The sequence below is a fragment of the Paenibacillus sp. 22594 genome, from assembly GCF_052044425.1.
In the GTDB taxonomy this organism is placed as follows: Bacteria; Bacillota; Bacilli; order Paenibacillales; family Paenibacillaceae; genus Paenibacillus_AQ.
Genome location: NZ_JBQENA010000002.1, coordinates 330052 through 346186, shown reverse-complemented (window position 1 = coordinate 346186; position 16135 = coordinate 330052). Strand labels below are relative to the sequence as shown.

Sequence of the window (16135 nt, the reverse complement as noted above, 5' to 3'; positions counted from 1 at the left end):
TGATGCCCTTACAATGTAAGCCGATTCTTGTATACAAACAATGTTCAATATGCAAAATCCATCGATCAAAACGCAAAAAGGGGATAGGCCATTTGAGCTCCTACCCTTTTTTACGCAAATTGAATATCCAATTCAATTATTGCAGATTCTTATAACGGCCCGGGGTGATGCCTTCATATTTTTTGAACACCCGAATGAATGCACTGCTGCTGGAGAAGCCGACACGGGCGGATATTTCCTCAATGGTTACTCCATCTTGCAGCAGCACTTTCGCCTCCGCTGTGCGGATCTGACTGATATAATCATGCAGCCCTTGTCCCGTCTGTTCCTTGAACAACTTGGAGACATACTGGGGAGTAATACCGAAATGCGCGCCAATCATGGACACACTGAGGTTAATGTCTGCATAGTTGTCCTTAACATACGCCGAGACCTCTTCACCGATTCCGTTATTGGACATAAGAGTCAGCTTCTCATTCGCCATACCGCAGGCTATTGCTGTCAGCTCCATCAGCTCCTGCCGGAATTCCCCGCGTGTGGTGCAGACCAGCAGACGTTTCATGGGACGCCATTCCTCCCACAGCTTCGAGCGCTGAGTCTCTTGCGGAACCGCCTTCATGATCGAGCTGCTCAAATCAATCATCGCATACCTCACCAGCTCTATAGAAACCTGGGAACCGAAAAACTGGGCCAGTATGTCATCCACCATCCCTGAAGCCTTCGCCAGCTCCCCGCTTTTAATCAGGTTGATGAAGACCACCTCATCATTAAGGGAGAGGTAATAGTCTGTCTGCTGCGGTTCAATATCGCCATACCAGACCGACACATTCTCTTCCAGCACCAGCCGGTACTCCTGAGCCTCCAGCGCTTGAAGATATCCCAGATGCAGACTGTTCAGTCCGGTGTGACGCTCGCTTCCGGCCATCACGATATGCAGACGGTATTTCTGCTCAATGAACTCCAGCGTTTTGGCCAACGCTTCCTCAATATCCTCTTTCCAGCTGGCGGAACGCCCGGCTCTGATATTCATCACAGCGGCTAGCATGCCATCCATTTCCGTAAAGCTTAAGCCATGATGCTCACCGGTGAAGTCCTTCAGTATATTAGAAACGATAAAATTGGCAAGGCTGGGCGATGGCCCGTCTTCTCCGCAGCCCTGAATGTAGAACAGCAACACTGCAAAATCCTCTGATTCCCATTCGAAGTGATGCAGCCTTGCCGCTTCTTCCACGGTTAATCCATCTTCAATCTGCCCTTTGAGCAGGCGCGATAAATAATAGGTTTGCAGCACACGCAGCTGTCTGAATTGCCTGCTGTTACTATCATCTCTTTCCCGGATCGTAGCGAGTGCGCTCTCTCTAATAAAGGCGAACTCATCCAGCACCCGCTGGGACTGCTCATCTTTAGATCCTGAGAACATATTTACCAATTCACGGACAGGATTGTAGTTCTTGCGTGCATAATAAGAAATCACCCCGCCTCCCACAAAAAAACAGAGCAGCAGTCCGAACAGATTCAGGTTGCGAATCTCCCGCGCTTTTTCCCAGAATACACTTGATGGAAACACGCTTATATACCTCCAGTCGGTCGTGTCCGAATCGATGAAAGAAACCATGTTCTCCGTACCAGCGATATCCATAAAGGAAGTCCCTGCGCCCTTATCGCCTTCTTCAGCAAAAGGCACACTCTGAAAATTGGCCAGACTATTACTCTGAAACAAAATTTGCTGATTCTTATCGACGATGTATACATCCCCGTTGTTGACCCAATCCACGTTTTTAAGCATATTTTGAATTTTGCTGCCGTTCAGCGGAAGGACGAGCGTCCCCCTTAGAACATTTTCCCCTCCGGCATTCGAGAAAGGCTTCATCAAGACAACATTCGTACCCCAGCGTTTAAATTCAATTTGCGGGAGCAAGCCTTTCTCTCTATCGGCCTCTCCTTTTAGCATAGTCAGCCAATCCGCATAAGGCATTCCGATCATTTGGCGGTTAATCTCATAAAAAGTATTACTGTCCACATAAGTCTCATCCGTCAGCACTTTGTCCAAACGGCTGGAATACAGATAAATCCCGGTTACAAAGTCATTGGTCGATTTATATTTGCTTAGCTCCTGGCGGGCCTTATAGATTTGAAAAGACTGCGTTCTCTCATCCGGGAGCGTTAGATTCAGGTATTTGTTCACATCATTATGGATGGACAATTGCATCGCCATTTTCTCAGTCTGGTTCATTTCACTGTCGACAGTATTCTGCATTTGCTTCAGCATCGCATGGCCTGCCCGTTCAATCTCGTATTCGACGATCTGCTTCGTCTGAAGATATATGATAGCGCTCACAATAAGCGGAATTAGCATAATCACAGCATAGGAGACCATCCATTTATAGGCCACACTTTTGCTGAACATCAACTTCTTTTGTTGCTTCATATTCTGCACTCCCTTAGGTGATTTCGCCTCTACCTTTGCTAGAATACAACTATAAGATATAAATCGCCTGTAGGGCAATCTACAATATGAACCGGATTGATCATTTGAAAAAAAACCCTTTATCCGCAAGCGGATCAGGGAGTGATCAGGCACTCCCCGCCCTTTTGCTTCTAAAGAGGTTCGGGTAATTACACTATACGGAATACCGGCTGATCTTTAACGAAATGTACCGGCACATCCGGAAACTCTGCTGACAGCTGCTCTGCCAGATATTTCATACCGGGCGCCTCGCTCTCCGCGTGACCCAGCATAATCAGTGCCTTGTCCCGCCCCTGGCGGGCAGCGTCTCTTATATACTCCGGCGTCTCCCATTCCGGTCCTTCCCCGGCGATGATCAAATCCAGAGATTCTTGATCATATAAAGGGATTGCCGAGGAGCCGCCCCCCCGATAACCGACCAGAATACCCACTTTCACACATGAAGTAGACAGATTGCCTGCAACACGCACATAAGGGATTTGCAGCTGCTTTTTCAAATATTCCGCAACTTCTTCAGCCTTCATAACCGGGATGGTCAAAATAGACACAGACGGCCGGTGCTCGGTAACATATGTCTGCCAACCCAGCTCCCGGATAAGCCCTTCCACGATTCCGTCCGGAGTATATCGGTGCAGGTAATCATGAAACCGGTAAATCCCGAGGTTTGAACAGGCGATAAGCTCGGCTTTTTGTTGATAGACAGGGTCCTGCTCCAGTTCGTCTGCGTGAGGCTGGTGGCTGTAAAATACGCCTTCGTGTGAGATGATCAGGTTCGCTCCCAGCGCCACCGCCTGCTCAATCACAGACTGGGAGGCGGAAAAGGCCGTAACGATTCCCTGCACGCCGGTCTCCGGGTCTCCCGGCTCCAGCTTGTCTACCGTCTGCTCAAGCCTAGCGATTCCTTTGGTTAAGTGATCGATGATGTGTCTGAAGGTAAGTGTCATATGCCCTCCTGTATAAGTTGAACTTGAAATAATAAGTAACGCGAAAGTACAATCATGCAGCAAATGCTCTATTGTGATCCGCCCTGGACATCTGTGGCATAGCCCGAACCATGCTGGTTTCGGAAGTAATACTGAAAACCGGAGCCGCATACGCCAACCGCCAGATCGCTTACTTCATCCTTAATGGGGGCTTATCGTCTACTGTGGCCTGAGTATCAGTATTCATGTCCCTGCTCCCCTCTCAGTAAATAGTGCGTTTGCCGGTATCCTCAATACCGCTCTTGCGGTAGAAATACGTATTGATCTGGTCACGCCATTCCTTGGCATGACTGACCTGCCCCTTCAGACGTTCCTCCACTTGCGTGTACAAATCCTCCCGGACAGTTCCTTTCAGGCTGCCCCAGGAAGCCAGCAGCTCTGCCGCACGTTCCGCCCCTTCAAAGTGGGTATCATAGATATGCTGAATCACGGTTTTGCCGGAATGCAGCACATGGGTATACGGAACATGGTGGAAGAACAGCAGCAATTCGTCCGGGCATGTCTCCAGAGAATCATAACGTTCGCTATTCATGCCTATATATTGGGCGCTGTAGCCGGTTCCGGTCTTCACGGTACGGTCTACACCGATCCCTTGGTGGTCTGAATAATGATAGGTACCCCACTGCGAATATTCATACCCGTCCACATTCGGCCCATAATGATGTTCGGGATTAATCATCCACCCTACGCCAAGCGGTGCCGTATAGGATTCATAGATTTCTAGCGAATCCAGCAATATCCGGCTGACCACACTTGAAACGGCCGGATCGGTACCGAAGGTCAGGGAGATCCATTCATTGGCGATTTCCTCTGCCGTCAGCTCCGGATTCCAGGCCAGACGGCCGTATCCGTACAGATTCGCCTGAGCCAGCAGGTGGCCGGTCCAGTTCCGGTCATTGCCTACATTGGACACCGCCGCAATCCCGCTATGACGGCTCCCCCACAAGGATCCGTCCACGATATGTTTCACCGGAGACGCCTCTCCTTTGGCATAGGTGTTGAATTCCAGGACCTCCTTCCATTGCGGAACCAGATAGCAGACATGGCGCTGCTGTCCTGTATATTCCTGGGCAATCTGAAATTCAATGACCTGGTTTGTCCGTTCAAGTGCCCCAAACAATGGGGATACCGGCTCTCTGACCTGGAAATCCATCGGACCGTTCTTGATCTGCAGGATAACGTTATCCTTAAATTTACCGTCGAGCGGTTTGAAATGATCATAGGCCGCTCTGGCCCGGTCCGTCTTGCGGTCACGCCAGTCCTGCTTGCAGTTGTATACGAAGCAGCGCCAGATTACAATTCCGCCGAATGGTTCCAGTGCTTCAGCCAGCATGTTGGCGCCATCGGCATGGTCCCGGCCATAAGTGAACGGCCCCGGACGGTTTTCGGAATCGGCCTTTACCACAAATCCGCCAAAATCGGGAATCGCCGCATACACCTCGGCTGCTGTGTCCTGCCACCACTTGCGTACTCCAGGGTCCAGCGGATCAGCGGTGCCCACTTCCCCTTCATGCATCGGACCAGCAAAGTTCACGCTCAGGAACAGCTTGATGCCATATACCCTGAACTGATCGGCAATGCTTGCAACCTCGGGCAGATACTTGGAGATAAACAGCGTTTCAAGCGCATGGACATTCACATTGTTGATGGCAATAGCATTGATCCCTGCTGAGGACATCAGCCGCGCATAATCGCGGATTCGCTCCACATCGTCTGTAAAATGGTTGTTCTCATAGAAAAAGGATCTTCCCGCATATCCCCGCTCCACGCTTCCGTCAAAATTATCCCAATGATTGATCATCCGCAGCCCGTTCACCGGGTTAACGACTTCGTCCAGCCCTTCGATTTCCTTCAGGCTGCCGATTCGCCGCAGCAGGTGAAATACTCCGTACAGTAAACCGGCTGGTGATACGGCTCCAATGGCAATGCAGCCCTTTTCTTCGCTGGTGCGGATCGCAAAACCCTCAGGGTCCACCATCCGAACCGTTTCCTCCCCGAACATGCTGCCAATCAGCGGATTTCCGCCCTGGAAGGTGCCGAATGCCACAGATAAACCCTTTGGATTCGCTTCAGCCACGGCCTGTATACCAAGCATGGATTCAATACCTCTTTGCCATTCCCGGAGGGCAGCCTGAACCGTTTCATTCTCTTCAGTAACTTGTACCGCCCCGCACCATTTCACATATTGATCCTGAAGGCGCCCGGAAGGCAAAGATGGATAACTCAACCAGGCATTGTAACCACCGTCAGCAATCATGTTGTTGATAACCTTGGAATGATTCATGCAAAGGTTTCCTCCTTGATCTTGGTCAGCGACCGGTTGCCTGTGCCTTCAAGCAGCCATAGAATTGCCGTCACTCCCCGCGGATAATATTTGCTGCCGCCGATAAGGCCAGAGAGAATCTGATCACTCCAGCACCAGTAGGACAGCTCCGGATGGAGCAGCCAGCGGACATGTGCCGCATCTGCTGCAAGGCCACGCGCGTCCCAAGGCACATCCAGGATCTCACGGGCGATGAACTGGGAGAGATAGATTTTGCTGAGCCAGGAATTATTGCTGGTGGAAGACAGCTTCCAGCCGCCATCCTCGAAAAGGCAGACTCCCGGAACCAGTACGTTGCTCAAGTGAGTGTTCAGCGCATTCAGATAGCCGGCAAATCGGCCATTCCGGTCAAGCGCTTCTTCACAGCCTGTGAACAGAGGGAACACCAGCCCTTCGATCGCCGGAATAATACAGGACTCGTTGTCCTCATTGATGATGGCTGGAATGTACCCCTCACTGTTCAGTTTAGAAGCTATGGAAGCAGCACATTTGTCCGCCTGCTGTCCGGCAGACGCCGACAGTTCAGCCCATCCCTCTTGCTTGAAAAATTTCTCCAGTGCCACATAAGCCGCCCAGCACTTGCCTGCCATATAAATATTATTCCGCGATTGTCCCAGCGAGGTATCCAGACTGTCGTAAGTAGTAATTTCAGCCCCGCCCTGTGTGCGGTTGCTGTCCAGACCCATCAGGCCATTGCGCATATGACTCTCCGGATGGTCACGGTTCAGCATGCTCTCGAAGCAGGCACGAAGCGTCGGCAGCATACTGCCGATGAATTCGCGGTCCTGGGTCTGTTCGATATAGACCAGCGCTGAGCACAGCCAGTTGACCAGCTCTTCATGGCTCATATACGAGAAGCAGTCATCCAGCCCTGCCATCTCGTAAGCAGAATACTGAGGCCGCGAGAATACGTTGGCTACGCCAACATCGTGGGTAAAGGTGATGCCACCCGGATATTCCTCGGTTCCGCCAGGAAATACAACCTTATCCTCATAGCTGTAGCGCTCCACGAACAATTCCAGTTCATTTCTGACCGTCCAGGGATTCATAACCAGTTCAAAAAACAGCTGATCCGCCGTCAGATCCAGTGTGTTCATCATCCGGTATTCACCTTCGTTCACGATCCAAATGGGCTTCCCGTCTGCTTCCAGCAGTTGGGTGCTGCCATAATAGCTGTGAATCGCATGCGCGAGCATGAAGGACTGGTCTTCGGTAAGCCGGGCAGAATTGATCCAGTCGTTGCCGGATTCGCAGGAATCAATCAACTCGTCAAAATGCTCCAGTGCGTACCCTGCAACAGCTTCAATATTCCTGAAATAACGGGTATACGCATAGCTGGCATCCATTCCTGTTGTAACCAGCCCGCCCCGGTAAAAGCAGATGGCGAAGCGGTATGTCCGCTTCTCACCCGCAGGAACCTCCATCATTACCGCACCTGTTCCACCGAGCCCAAACGCAAGGTTATGCTCCAGCTTGGCTTCAAGTATTTTCTCCATGGTGAACCCGAGGGCGGTCTGCACCCCTGCATCCTTACAGGCAATGGCTGTCAGCCGGCCTTGGCCGATGCCTTCGAATTCCCCGCCGCTGGTGTCACTGAGCCTGCGCATAGAGTTGTAGGGATCGCTGCCTTCGTAACCGAAGAATCCCTTTCTCGCAAAGGTTCCTTGGGTATTGTCCAGTGTCAGTTCAGCGAATACTGCCGGCAGAATGGCAGCTTTCAGCTCCTCCTCCTCAGCGGAGGCCGGATCCGGAACGGAGCGGACAGGCGAGTAGATGGTAAAAGTTAGATCCCCCGCCTTCCAGGTGTCTGTTGCTGAACGCAGCGATCGGGTAATCTCCTGGTCTTCAAACGCTTTCAAAACAATCTGTGACGGCTGATACCAGCCGCTCGGCTTATCCCTCTCATTTCCTCCCGGCGGTGCAGGGAATATCTCCTGCAATTCCTTGGCGGTTTCGTCGGCCTTTTCGATATCATATCTGGCGCCTGCATCTTCCACATGCTCGAAAAAGGGCAGCGCTTCATAGGTTTCGCCATCTTCAGACTGGAATCCAACATATACATTCTGGTCCGCCGGCTTGCCCAGCTCCAGTCCAAGCCCCCCATTCTTCCCCTTGAACCCCAAAGTGAAACTCGCAAAGGCACCAATCGGAGAGTGCTGAACATTATAGAATACATTAGTTTTCGTCATATAGACTCCTTTCTGGATCTTCAGTTTCATATCTGCTTGTTTCCATTGTATAGGTTCATCCTAACATGGCCCTCCGGGGTGAGGACATTGTCAAATCAAGCAAATATTTACCCAAATCAAGCTGGAGGCCTGCTATACTAATAGATACACTTTTGTTCAAATATATAGTTTTGAAAGGGGAGGCTCCATGGTTTCAGCCTTTATTCCGCCTGCACTCGGACACAGCATCAGCGAAACGATTATACCTGATGTGAAGACAACACTGAATTTATTCGGTATGCACCTACGGAAGGTGCGCGGCGAGTGGTCTTATCCCATTCATGCGCATCCGCAATACGAATTTAATTATGTACTCGAAGGAGAACAGCTGCTTGTCGTCAACAATCACAGCTATACGCAGAAGGCCGGGGATCTGGTCTTGTTAAGACCGGGCGATTCCCATTCCAGCAAAAGCGGCAATGGCAAATCCTTCACTTATTTCTGCATTCATTTTGATATTGACGACAAGATCCTGATCTCACTGTTAAGCAGGCTTGACCATGTTCTCTTCGAATCCGAAAGCACCATCGTCCATAAACTAGGTCCCGTCTTCGCCAGGCTGGTAGAGATTTCAGGCACCATCTCCGGAGCCATCACGATGTCCCAGCGGATGAGGCTGCAGTCTGCAGTGTTTGATCTGTTCGGTCAGCTATGGGAAGCCTTTTCTATCGAGGCCAATTTACCCGCTTCGGGCACCTATGAGAAGGTGGAGCTTGCCCACCAGATCCGCAGCCGCCTGCAGGGACTGGTCTATCAGCAATTCCAGCTGGAGCTGCCTTACGACAGCCATTACGGCATAGATGATATTGCCGCAGATCTGGGGATCAGCCCCTCCCACTGCTACCGAGTATTCCGGCAGGTGTTCGGGGTGTCGCCCAGAGAATTTCTGTCGGAACAAATGCTTCACGAGGCCAAGGTGCTCCTTGATGATTCAAGCTTGTCCGTGAGCCAAATCTCAAGCCTGCTGGGTTACCGCGATATTGCCCATTTCAGCCGCCAGTTCAAACGCTGGTACGGCAAATCGCCGCGGGAGTACAGGGAAGAGGATAAATAGCAACGGAACCAATAATGGCTGGCGGAGGGATGCTTAATCCCCCGGAAGCTCCTTGTACTCAAAATAATCAAAATCTGCAGCTAGAAATGTTCCGCTGAGGTCCTGAACGCACATTCCGATAAAGGTTCCCGTAAACCTGATATACGCCGGGAAATCATCGGACAAATGACATATATCCAGACTTGGACCGATCTTCTCCCAGCTTGTATTGCCTACACTATAATAAAACTGTGCGGACTCCCGTAGGATGATTACCTTCAGCCGGCAGCTTGCATCAGGCAGCAAAGGAATCTGCGCACACACAGAATCATCATAAACGCCGTCCATGGATCGGACGATGCCCAGACACTTGCCCATTTCCTCATCATGGGTAATCCGCAAATACACGTAATCCTTCGTATCATAATAGATGATCAGGCCGGCCATCTGCTGGAAATGCTCCGGCTCGAATTCCATCCCGGTTTCAGCACTGCAGCAAAAAGCCTGCTGGCGCATGGCAACCAGACTCTGGCGGTGCAGGGAGCTCATGGACTCTCTTCCCAGCAAGCGCAGAAACCCTGGCCGTTCTCTGAGCGAAAGCCAGGATTCTTCGGCAGGAACACGCAAGGTGCTCCAGCGGACATCCAGCACCGGCTTGTCAAAATCATCTCTCTCCGCAGGTGACGGAAAGGGCTGAGCCGGAATATCCGGGCCTTCTACTGTAAGGGAGGGCTGGTTCGTTCCATCCGCAAGGGCGAGCCATTCATCTTCTGTGAAGATACAGCGCTGAATCGCTGTCTCCCGGCCCAAATTGCAATACTTCTCCTTCACCGGACGGCCGCACAAGTGAACCATATACCACTCATCTGTATGCGTATGGACCAGACAGGCATGCCCTGCCTTTTGAAGCTCAAGTTCCCTGTTGCCAGCTGAAGTCAATACCGGATTGCGGGGATCGGTTTCATAAGGTCCTTCCATATTCCGTGACCGGGCAACTGTGACAGCATGGTTATACTGAGTGCCCCCCTCAGCCGTAATCAGGTAATACCAGCCGTCTTTCCGGTACAAATGCGGGCCTTCCGTCAACCCGAGCTCTGTACCCTTATAGATAGGAATTACCGGCCCGATCAGCCGTTTCAGCGCTGTCGAATACTCCTGTAGAACAATTCCGGCAAAGCTGTTCTTGTGCGTCCGGTGATCCCACTGCATATTGACCAGCCATTTACGCCCGTCCGGGTCATGGAACAGGGACGGATCAAAGCCGCTGCTGTTCAGATAGACCGGCTCAGACCAGGGGCCTTCGATATCCGGGGCAGTAACCAGATAATTGGGAGTATCCTTGAATGCTCCCTGTCTGCTCTTGACGTCGGTATAAATCAGATAAAAGATTCCATTGTCGTAGCTGAGGCACGGTGCCCATACTCCACCAGAGTCCAGGTCTCCTTCCATATCCAGCTGCGATTTGCGGGTCAGCGCGTGCGTGAGCACCCGCCAATTCACCAGATCACGGGAATGGTGAATCCGGACACCGGGAAACCATTCAAATGTAGATGTGGCAATATAATAATCCTCCCCGGCTCTGCAGATGGACGGGTCCGGATGAAACCCGCGGAGAATCGGATTCTGAATCAGATTTCTACTCATCATTTCCACCCCAATGCCTGCCGGCCTGCTTCGAGGGCGGCAATGATTTTATCGGTATCATACACACAGCCTTGCCAGGTTCCGCCACTGGCGGCCTGCAGCGCTGCCCACAGCCTGGTATCGTCCGGCAATCCCGGATCTACAGCAAGGAACGGATGGGCGGTACGGGAAGCCAGAATTCCCATTCCTTCTTCCGGTGAGCCCGGCTGCTCGCCATTCCCTACCAGATTCACACTTCCTTCAAGCTTGACTGTATCGATAATGACCTCTACCCAGTCGCCATCCCGGAGTCTGCCAAGCGGTCCTCCCGCCAGTGCTTCCGGACCGATATGTCCGATGCAGGCCCCCGTGGACACACCGGAAAAGCGGGCGTCGGTGATCAGTGTAACGTACTTGCCAAAGGGCAAGTGCTTCAGTGCGGATGTCAATTGGTAGGTCTCTTCCATTCCGGTTCCACTGGGTCCGCGGCCAATGACGGCAAGAATATCCCCTGCTTGGATGAGTCCGTCCTTGATGCTCTTAATCGCGTCCTTTTCCGCAGTAAAGACCTTAACTCTTCCCACATGCTTGTATACGCCTTCACTGTTCAGGACCAAGGGATCAATGGCTGCCGATTTGATGACCGAGCCTTCTGGAGCCAGATTGCCTGTTGGAAAGGTCATTGTGGAGGCTAGTCCCTGCCGTGCAGCCTCCCGGGGACTCATAATAACAGTATCCGGATCAATGCCATCCGCCTCTCTCAAACGGCTTCGCATATCCTGCCGTCTCTGCGAGGTTTCCCACCAATCCAGATTTTCTCCAAGCGTCCTTCCTGTTACCGTCCGAACCGAATCGTCAATCAGTCCCAGCCGGCGCAGATGGAGCAGCACATCAGGAACACCTCCCGCGAGAAACACGCGGATCGTCGGATGCGGAACAGGACCGTTCGGCAGTACACTGACCAGCCGCGGGGTCTTTCGGTTGACTTCATTCCAATCTTCAACGGTTGGAACGCGCAGCCCGGCGGCATGGGCGATGGCAGGCAAATGGAGCAGCAGATTGGTGGACCCTCCGAACGCCGCATGCACCACCATGGCATTGCTGATCGCCTGGTCTGTCAGAATATCCTTCATGACCATACCGCTATGCTCCATATGCAGAAGCGCGCGGGCAGACTGGCGCCCCATATTCTTCCACACGGGCTGCCCCGAGGGGGCCAGTGCGGAATGGGGAACCGACATGCCGAGCGCCTCGGCAATAACCTGGGCCGTAGCGGCAGTCCCCAGAAATTGGCATCCGCCGCCGGGAGTTGCACAGGCTCTGCATCCGAGGTCCGCCGCCTCTTCCAGGGACAGCTCACCATTGCTGAATCTGGCTCCAATGCTTTGCACTTTACCGGCATCCTCTCCCTGTACAGGCGGCAAAGAGACTCCCCCAGGTACAATTATTCCGGGGAGATCACGCATGCCTGCCAGCGCAACCATCATCGCAGGCAGCCCTTTATCACAGGTAGCTACCCCCAGTACCCCTTTTCGTGTAGGCAAAGAACGGATTAACCGGCGCAGGACCATCGCCGCATCGTTCCGGTACGGCAGGGAATCGAACATGCCCGATGTTCCCTGGGAACGGCCGTCGCAGGGATCGCTGACATAGCCCGCAAACGGAATCCCCTGATATGCAGTAATCTCATGTGCGACTTCCTCCATCATTAGGCCAATTTCCCAGTGCCCGGTATGGTAGCCAAGAGCCAGCGGACTGCCGTCCTCGCGCCGAATCCCCCCCATCGTGCCGAGGATGAGATATTGAGGCCGATTCAAGTGGAGCGGATTCCAGCCCATGCCCGAATTCTGGGTCATTCCGAATATTTCACCGCTTGGGGCACTCCGCAGCATTTCACCCGTTATAGGGAGTCTGCCTGCCGGCCCTGCCGCAGCTGTATGTACAGGTGCTGACTGTTCCGGTGCCTCACGCATGATCTCTTCCAGGCTTATTTCCATTCTGAACCCTTCTTTCTTCTTGTTTGGATGTCTGGCATTAAGATAAAGACAGCTTCTTTGCCAAAAGGATAACCGCTTCAGTGACAGCTTCCTGTTTGTCGGCATAAGCATGTCGCAGCATGGAGGCGCTTACTGCTGCTGCCGCATTCCCGGAAGCATCAAGGATCGGTGCAGCCACACAGCAGATTCCTTGAATAATCTCTTCCTGATCTATGGAATATCCGCTGCTGCGGATTTTGGCCAATTCCCCCGTAAATTCATTCCAGTCTGTCAGGGTCTGTGGAGTTACCTGAGATAAGATCTTGTCGGGGTACCGCTTGACTAACTCATCCGGCGGGAGCAGCGCAAGCATCATCTTCCCCATTGCTGTCGCATGAGCGGGGAACCTCATCCCCGGGCTTGACTCCAGCTTCACCAGTGATGGCCCTTCCTGCTTGGCCAGATAGATAATCTCACTCCGGTCCAGTACCGACAGCTGAAAGGTTTCGCCAACAGCCTTAACACTCACTGAGGAAGCCTTCAGAAAATGCTCCACCAGGTTGTAATTCTGCTTATGCGACTCATTGAACACTGTATTGAGATACGCGACCCCTTCCCCAAGCGCATAGGCTTCCTTCTCATCCCGTTTCACCCATTTCAGAACTTCCATCGTCCGCAGCAAGGAAAACATCGAGCTTTTATTGATGCCCGTTGCATCACACAGATCGGTCATTTTACATTCCCCCGGCTTCAGGGAAATCGCATTCAGAATCAAATCAGCCCGTTCCAAAGCAGGAACCCAATATTTACGCTCCAACCCTTCAATCCCCTCTCTAAAAAACAACAATTGATAAACCCCATCAGGTTCAATATAATAACCTTGTGTTTATAGTATCAAACTTGGAGGCGAAATAAAATGAATATTATTCATGCAAATGCAGGCATTATCCCCCCTGTTCCCACCATATTGAATGAAAAGCAGAAATTTGACCGTAGTGGAATGCAGCTTTTGATCGACAGCTTGATAGACAAAGGTGTTCATGGCTTGTTCTTCCTGGGAACCGCCGGGGAGTTCAACCAATTTGATGCGGGGGAACGGGAGGAGATTGCGGAGTTTTGCATTGACTATACGGCAGGCCGCCTCCCGGTCTGGATTGGAACAGGCAGTAATACGACCTCCGAAGCCATCCGCCTCACCCGGCATGCTGACCGCAGCGGGGCTACCGGCGTTGTCGTTATCAATCCTTACTACTGCAAGCTAAGCGAGCAAAGTTTGTTTACACATTATGCCTCTATTGCCGAAGCCTCCGGGCTGCCTCTGATGCTGTACAATTTCCCGGATCTTACCGGCCAGGATTTGAGTCCTGCCTTTGTCAGCCGGCTTGCGGCCCGATACTCCCGGGTGGTTGGCATCAAGGAAACGGTGGACCAGCTAAGCCATATCCGGCAGATGATTCTGCAGGTTAAGGAAGTGAACCCGGCATTTGCTGTATTCTGCGGCTTTGATGAATATTTGCTCCCCACCCTTGCGGCAGGCGGAGCCGGGGCCATTGCAGCCAGTGCCAATTTTGCTCCGCAGCTTATGCTGGGCTTATATAAGAGCTTTCAGAATAATGAATGTTCAGAGATGCTCGAATACCACCGGAGGGTGATTCAGATTCCGCCGTTGTATTCGCTAGATGATCCCTTTATCCCCTCAATCAAAGAAGCGGTGCGTCTCTCGGGTGTTCCGGTTCCTGTCTTCAGCCATTCCCCGGCAACCCCATGGAACGAAGAGAAAGAACGGCAATTGCAAGATATATTCAACAAAGCAGGAATACCATTGCCGGATTGATATCCCGCTTAAGCTTCACCCGGCTGGTTCCTCCTGAAGCTCAGACTAAAAGGCGCCTGTTTCCAGGGAAACTTCGGCGCCTTTTAGTCATGGTCGTATTCATCATTAATCACATCGCAAACGCCGTGTACAGGAGCAGCCGCCTAGTCACTATTGCTTCGACCCTCCCTGTACTCTGTAGGACTGTATCCCGTATATTCCTTGAACACCTTGGAGAAATAATGCTGATCACCGAAAGACAATACTTCCGACAACTCCTTCACCTTCAACTCCGGTTTGGCTGTAATCAGCCGGCAAGCCTCATCAATTTTTAGCTGCATATAGTAATGTACAAAGGTGTCCTGTGTATGTTTTTTAATAATTCTGCTGATATAAGATGGACTCACATGAAATTTAAGCGCCACATCCGAAATGGACAGCTGGGAGTAGATATTCTGCTGCACGTACTGGTCTAACTGCCGGAACAGCTCCTCACCGCTCTTCTTGTTCTGATGCTGCAGCCATTCAAAGTTCTGCTCGGCCCACGAGAGCATGGCCTCTTCGAAAGCCTCGAAGCTCTCTCTCGCCAGCAGCCGCTGCACTTCCTCCTCCAGCCTCAGCCTGTCCTCTGAATGCTGACCGGATTCCATGGTAACGAAAGCCTCCGCCAGGGTCCAAATGAACCGTTCCAGCTCGCTAATCCGGATATTGGCGTGTTTAAAATTCAGCAGTTGCTGCCCTAGCAGCAGAGTGAAGCGTTCTTTTTGACGCTGTCCAATCATGTCCGCAAAATGTTTCGTCAGCGTCTCCAATTCACCACCGGACAGCATACCCCTCGTCATGGAATACGCTGCTTCCATAAGACGACCTGATACAGACAGCTCCTCATTCATCAGTTTATTCAGCTTCTCATAACCCGCTGCCAGCGTCCTGTTCCCTGCCCGCAGTGTCTCTGCCGCGATGGAGACCTGGATCCCTTGGGCCTGTAGCGCAGCGGAGATCCCCTCCATACAGTCATAGATGGATAGACAGGTGTCCAGAACCGAACCGTTCATCAGCACAAGAAACTGTTCTGGAGCCAATACAGGGAAAACCCAACAGTCATGTGGCGCATAAGCCTCGGCGCAGCAAGACTGAATCACACTATTTACCCAGAGATCCGGCCCCGGTTCCGGGGTAAAAGGCTGCTTGCGCAGGATCAGCATGATCTTGTCCCCGGTATAAAAATCGGCCCCAAGTTCCATGGACATCAGGAACTCCGATTGCACGATTCCTTCTAAGAGATCTTTGTCATTTACACGCTGTACCTGCAGATGCTCAACCAGCCGCTGCATCACATCAATAAGCTGCAGGCGCTCTACAGGCTTGAGCAGGTAGTCGAATACCTGCAGGTTCAACGCTTTTCGCGTATATTCGAAATCACTGTATCCGCTGATCAGCACAGCCTTCAGTTTCGGATTCACAAGCTTGCATTGCTCGATCAGCGCAAGCCCGTCCAGCTTAGGCATACGGATATCTGTCAGCAGAATATCGACGGGATGTGCCTTTATATATTCCAATGCCTCGATCCCGTTCGACACTGTGGCTGTAATTCTCACGGGCAGTTCCGTTGACTGCATAAGTGCTTGGATATTCCGTAGAATCGGCTTGCTGTCTTCAGCAATAATTGCAGTATACATAGCTGTCCCT

The 16135-nt window shown here is 51.8% G+C and carries 10 protein-coding genes; 2 read left to right on the top strand and 8 right to left on the bottom strand.

Features of this window, described 5'->3' with window-relative positions; all coding sequences use genetic code 11:
* Nucleotides 1-136 precede the first annotated feature (136 nt).
* The 4 genes from ACTJKB_RS08235 to ACTJKB_RS08220 form a co-directional block, all read right to left on the bottom strand.
* Entirely contained in the window at nt 137-2428 is a 2292-nt protein-coding gene (locus ACTJKB_RS08235) for an AraC family transcriptional regulator (protein ID WP_440833138.1), read from the bottom strand.
* A gap of 188 nt (nt 2429-2616) precedes the next feature.
* Complete coding sequence (locus ACTJKB_RS08230) at nt 2617-3411, bottom strand: Nif3-like dinuclear metal center hexameric protein (RefSeq protein ID WP_440833137.1); 795 nt, start codon at nt 3409-3411, stop codon at nt 2617-2619.
* Between the two features lie 241 nt (nt 3412-3652).
* On the bottom strand, nt 3653-5734 hold the full coding sequence (locus ACTJKB_RS08225; RefSeq protein WP_440833136.1) for an alpha-glucuronidase family glycosyl hydrolase: 2082 nt from the start codon (nt 5732-5734) through the stop codon (nt 3653-3655).
* Nucleotides 5731-7962: a glycoside hydrolase family 52 protein gene (locus tag ACTJKB_RS08220; protein WP_440833868.1), complete on the bottom strand. Its 2232-nt coding sequence runs from the start codon at nt 7960-7962 to the stop codon at nt 5731-5733. The genes ACTJKB_RS08225 and ACTJKB_RS08220 overlap by 4 nt, the downstream gene beginning before the upstream one ends.
* A 187-nt stretch (nt 7963-8149) precedes the next feature.
* Between ACTJKB_RS08220 and ACTJKB_RS08215 the strand changes: the two genes are divergently transcribed.
* Complete coding sequence (locus ACTJKB_RS08215; protein WP_440833134.1) at nt 8150-9055, top strand: AraC family transcriptional regulator; 906 nt, start codon at nt 8150-8152, stop codon at nt 9053-9055.
* A gap of 33 nt (nt 9056-9088) precedes the next feature.
* Here the strand turns inward: ACTJKB_RS08215 and ACTJKB_RS08210 are convergent, their stop codons facing one another.
* The 3 genes from ACTJKB_RS08210 to ACTJKB_RS08200 are packed head-to-tail and all read right to left on the bottom strand — an operon-like array spanning nt 9089 to nt 13450.
* Nucleotides 9089-10678 carry a glycoside hydrolase family 43 protein gene (locus tag ACTJKB_RS08210; RefSeq protein WP_440833133.1) on the bottom strand — a complete coding sequence of 530 codons (1590 nt, stop codon included), beginning with the start codon at nt 10676-10678 and terminating at the stop codon, nt 9089-9091.
* On the bottom strand, nt 10678-12654 hold the full coding sequence (locus ACTJKB_RS08205) for a YjhG/YagF family D-xylonate dehydratase (RefSeq protein WP_440833131.1): 1977 nt from the start codon (nt 12652-12654) through the stop codon (nt 10678-10680). The genes ACTJKB_RS08210 and ACTJKB_RS08205 overlap by 1 nt, the downstream gene beginning before the upstream one ends.
* 37 nt (nt 12655-12691) lie before the next feature.
* Nucleotides 12692-13450 (bottom strand): IclR family transcriptional regulator, encoded by a 759-nt coding sequence (locus ACTJKB_RS08200; RefSeq protein WP_440833130.1) that lies wholly within the window; start codon nt 13448-13450, stop codon nt 12692-12694.
* Between the two features lie 99 nt (nt 13451-13549).
* On the opposite strand from ACTJKB_RS08200, the gene ACTJKB_RS08195 reads away from it, so the two are divergent.
* Nucleotides 13550-14467 (top strand): dihydrodipicolinate synthase family protein, encoded by a 918-nt coding sequence (locus ACTJKB_RS08195; protein ID WP_440833128.1) that lies wholly within the window; start codon nt 13550-13552, stop codon nt 14465-14467.
* 143 nt (nt 14468-14610) lie between these two features.
* Here the strand turns inward: ACTJKB_RS08195 and ACTJKB_RS08190 are convergent, their stop codons facing one another.
* Nucleotides 14611-16125, bottom strand: a complete 1515-nt coding sequence (locus tag ACTJKB_RS08190; protein WP_440833126.1) for a response regulator transcription factor — start codon at nt 16123-16125, stop codon at nt 14611-14613.
* Nucleotides 16126-16135: the final 10 nt, after the last annotated feature.

Excerpts from the sequence above, each read along its gene's own strand:
- ACTJKB_RS08235 (WP_440833138.1), bottom strand. The coding sequence starts at position 2,428 with ATGAAGCAACAAAAGAAGTTGATGTTCAGCAAAAGTGTGGCCTATAAA.
- ACTJKB_RS08230 (WP_440833137.1), bottom strand. The coding sequence starts at position 3,411 with ATGACACTTACCTTCAGACACATCATCGATCACTTAACCAAAGGAATC.
- ACTJKB_RS08225 (WP_440833136.1), bottom strand. The coding sequence starts at position 5,734 with ATGAATCATTCCAAGGTTATCAACAACATGATTGCTGACGGTGGTTAC.
- ACTJKB_RS08220 (WP_440833868.1), bottom strand. The coding sequence starts at position 7,962 with ATGACGAAAACTAATGTATTCTATAATGTTCAGCACTCTCCGATTGGT.
- ACTJKB_RS08215 (WP_440833134.1), top strand. The coding sequence starts at position 8,150 with ATGGTTTCAGCCTTTATTCCGCCTGCACTCGGACACAGCATCAGCGAA.
- ACTJKB_RS08210 (WP_440833133.1), bottom strand. The coding sequence starts at position 10,678 with ATGAGTAGAAATCTGATTCAGAATCCGATTCTCCGCGGGTTTCATCCG.
- ACTJKB_RS08205 (WP_440833131.1), bottom strand. The coding sequence starts at position 12,654 with ATGGAAATAAGCCTGGAAGAGATCATGCGTGAGGCACCGGAACAGTCA.
- ACTJKB_RS08195 (WP_440833128.1), top strand. The coding sequence starts at position 13,550 with ATGAATATTATTCATGCAAATGCAGGCATTATCCCCCCTGTTCCCACC.
- ACTJKB_RS08190 (WP_440833126.1), bottom strand. The coding sequence starts at position 16,125 with ATGTATACTGCAATTATTGCTGAAGACAGCAAGCCGATTCTACGGAAT.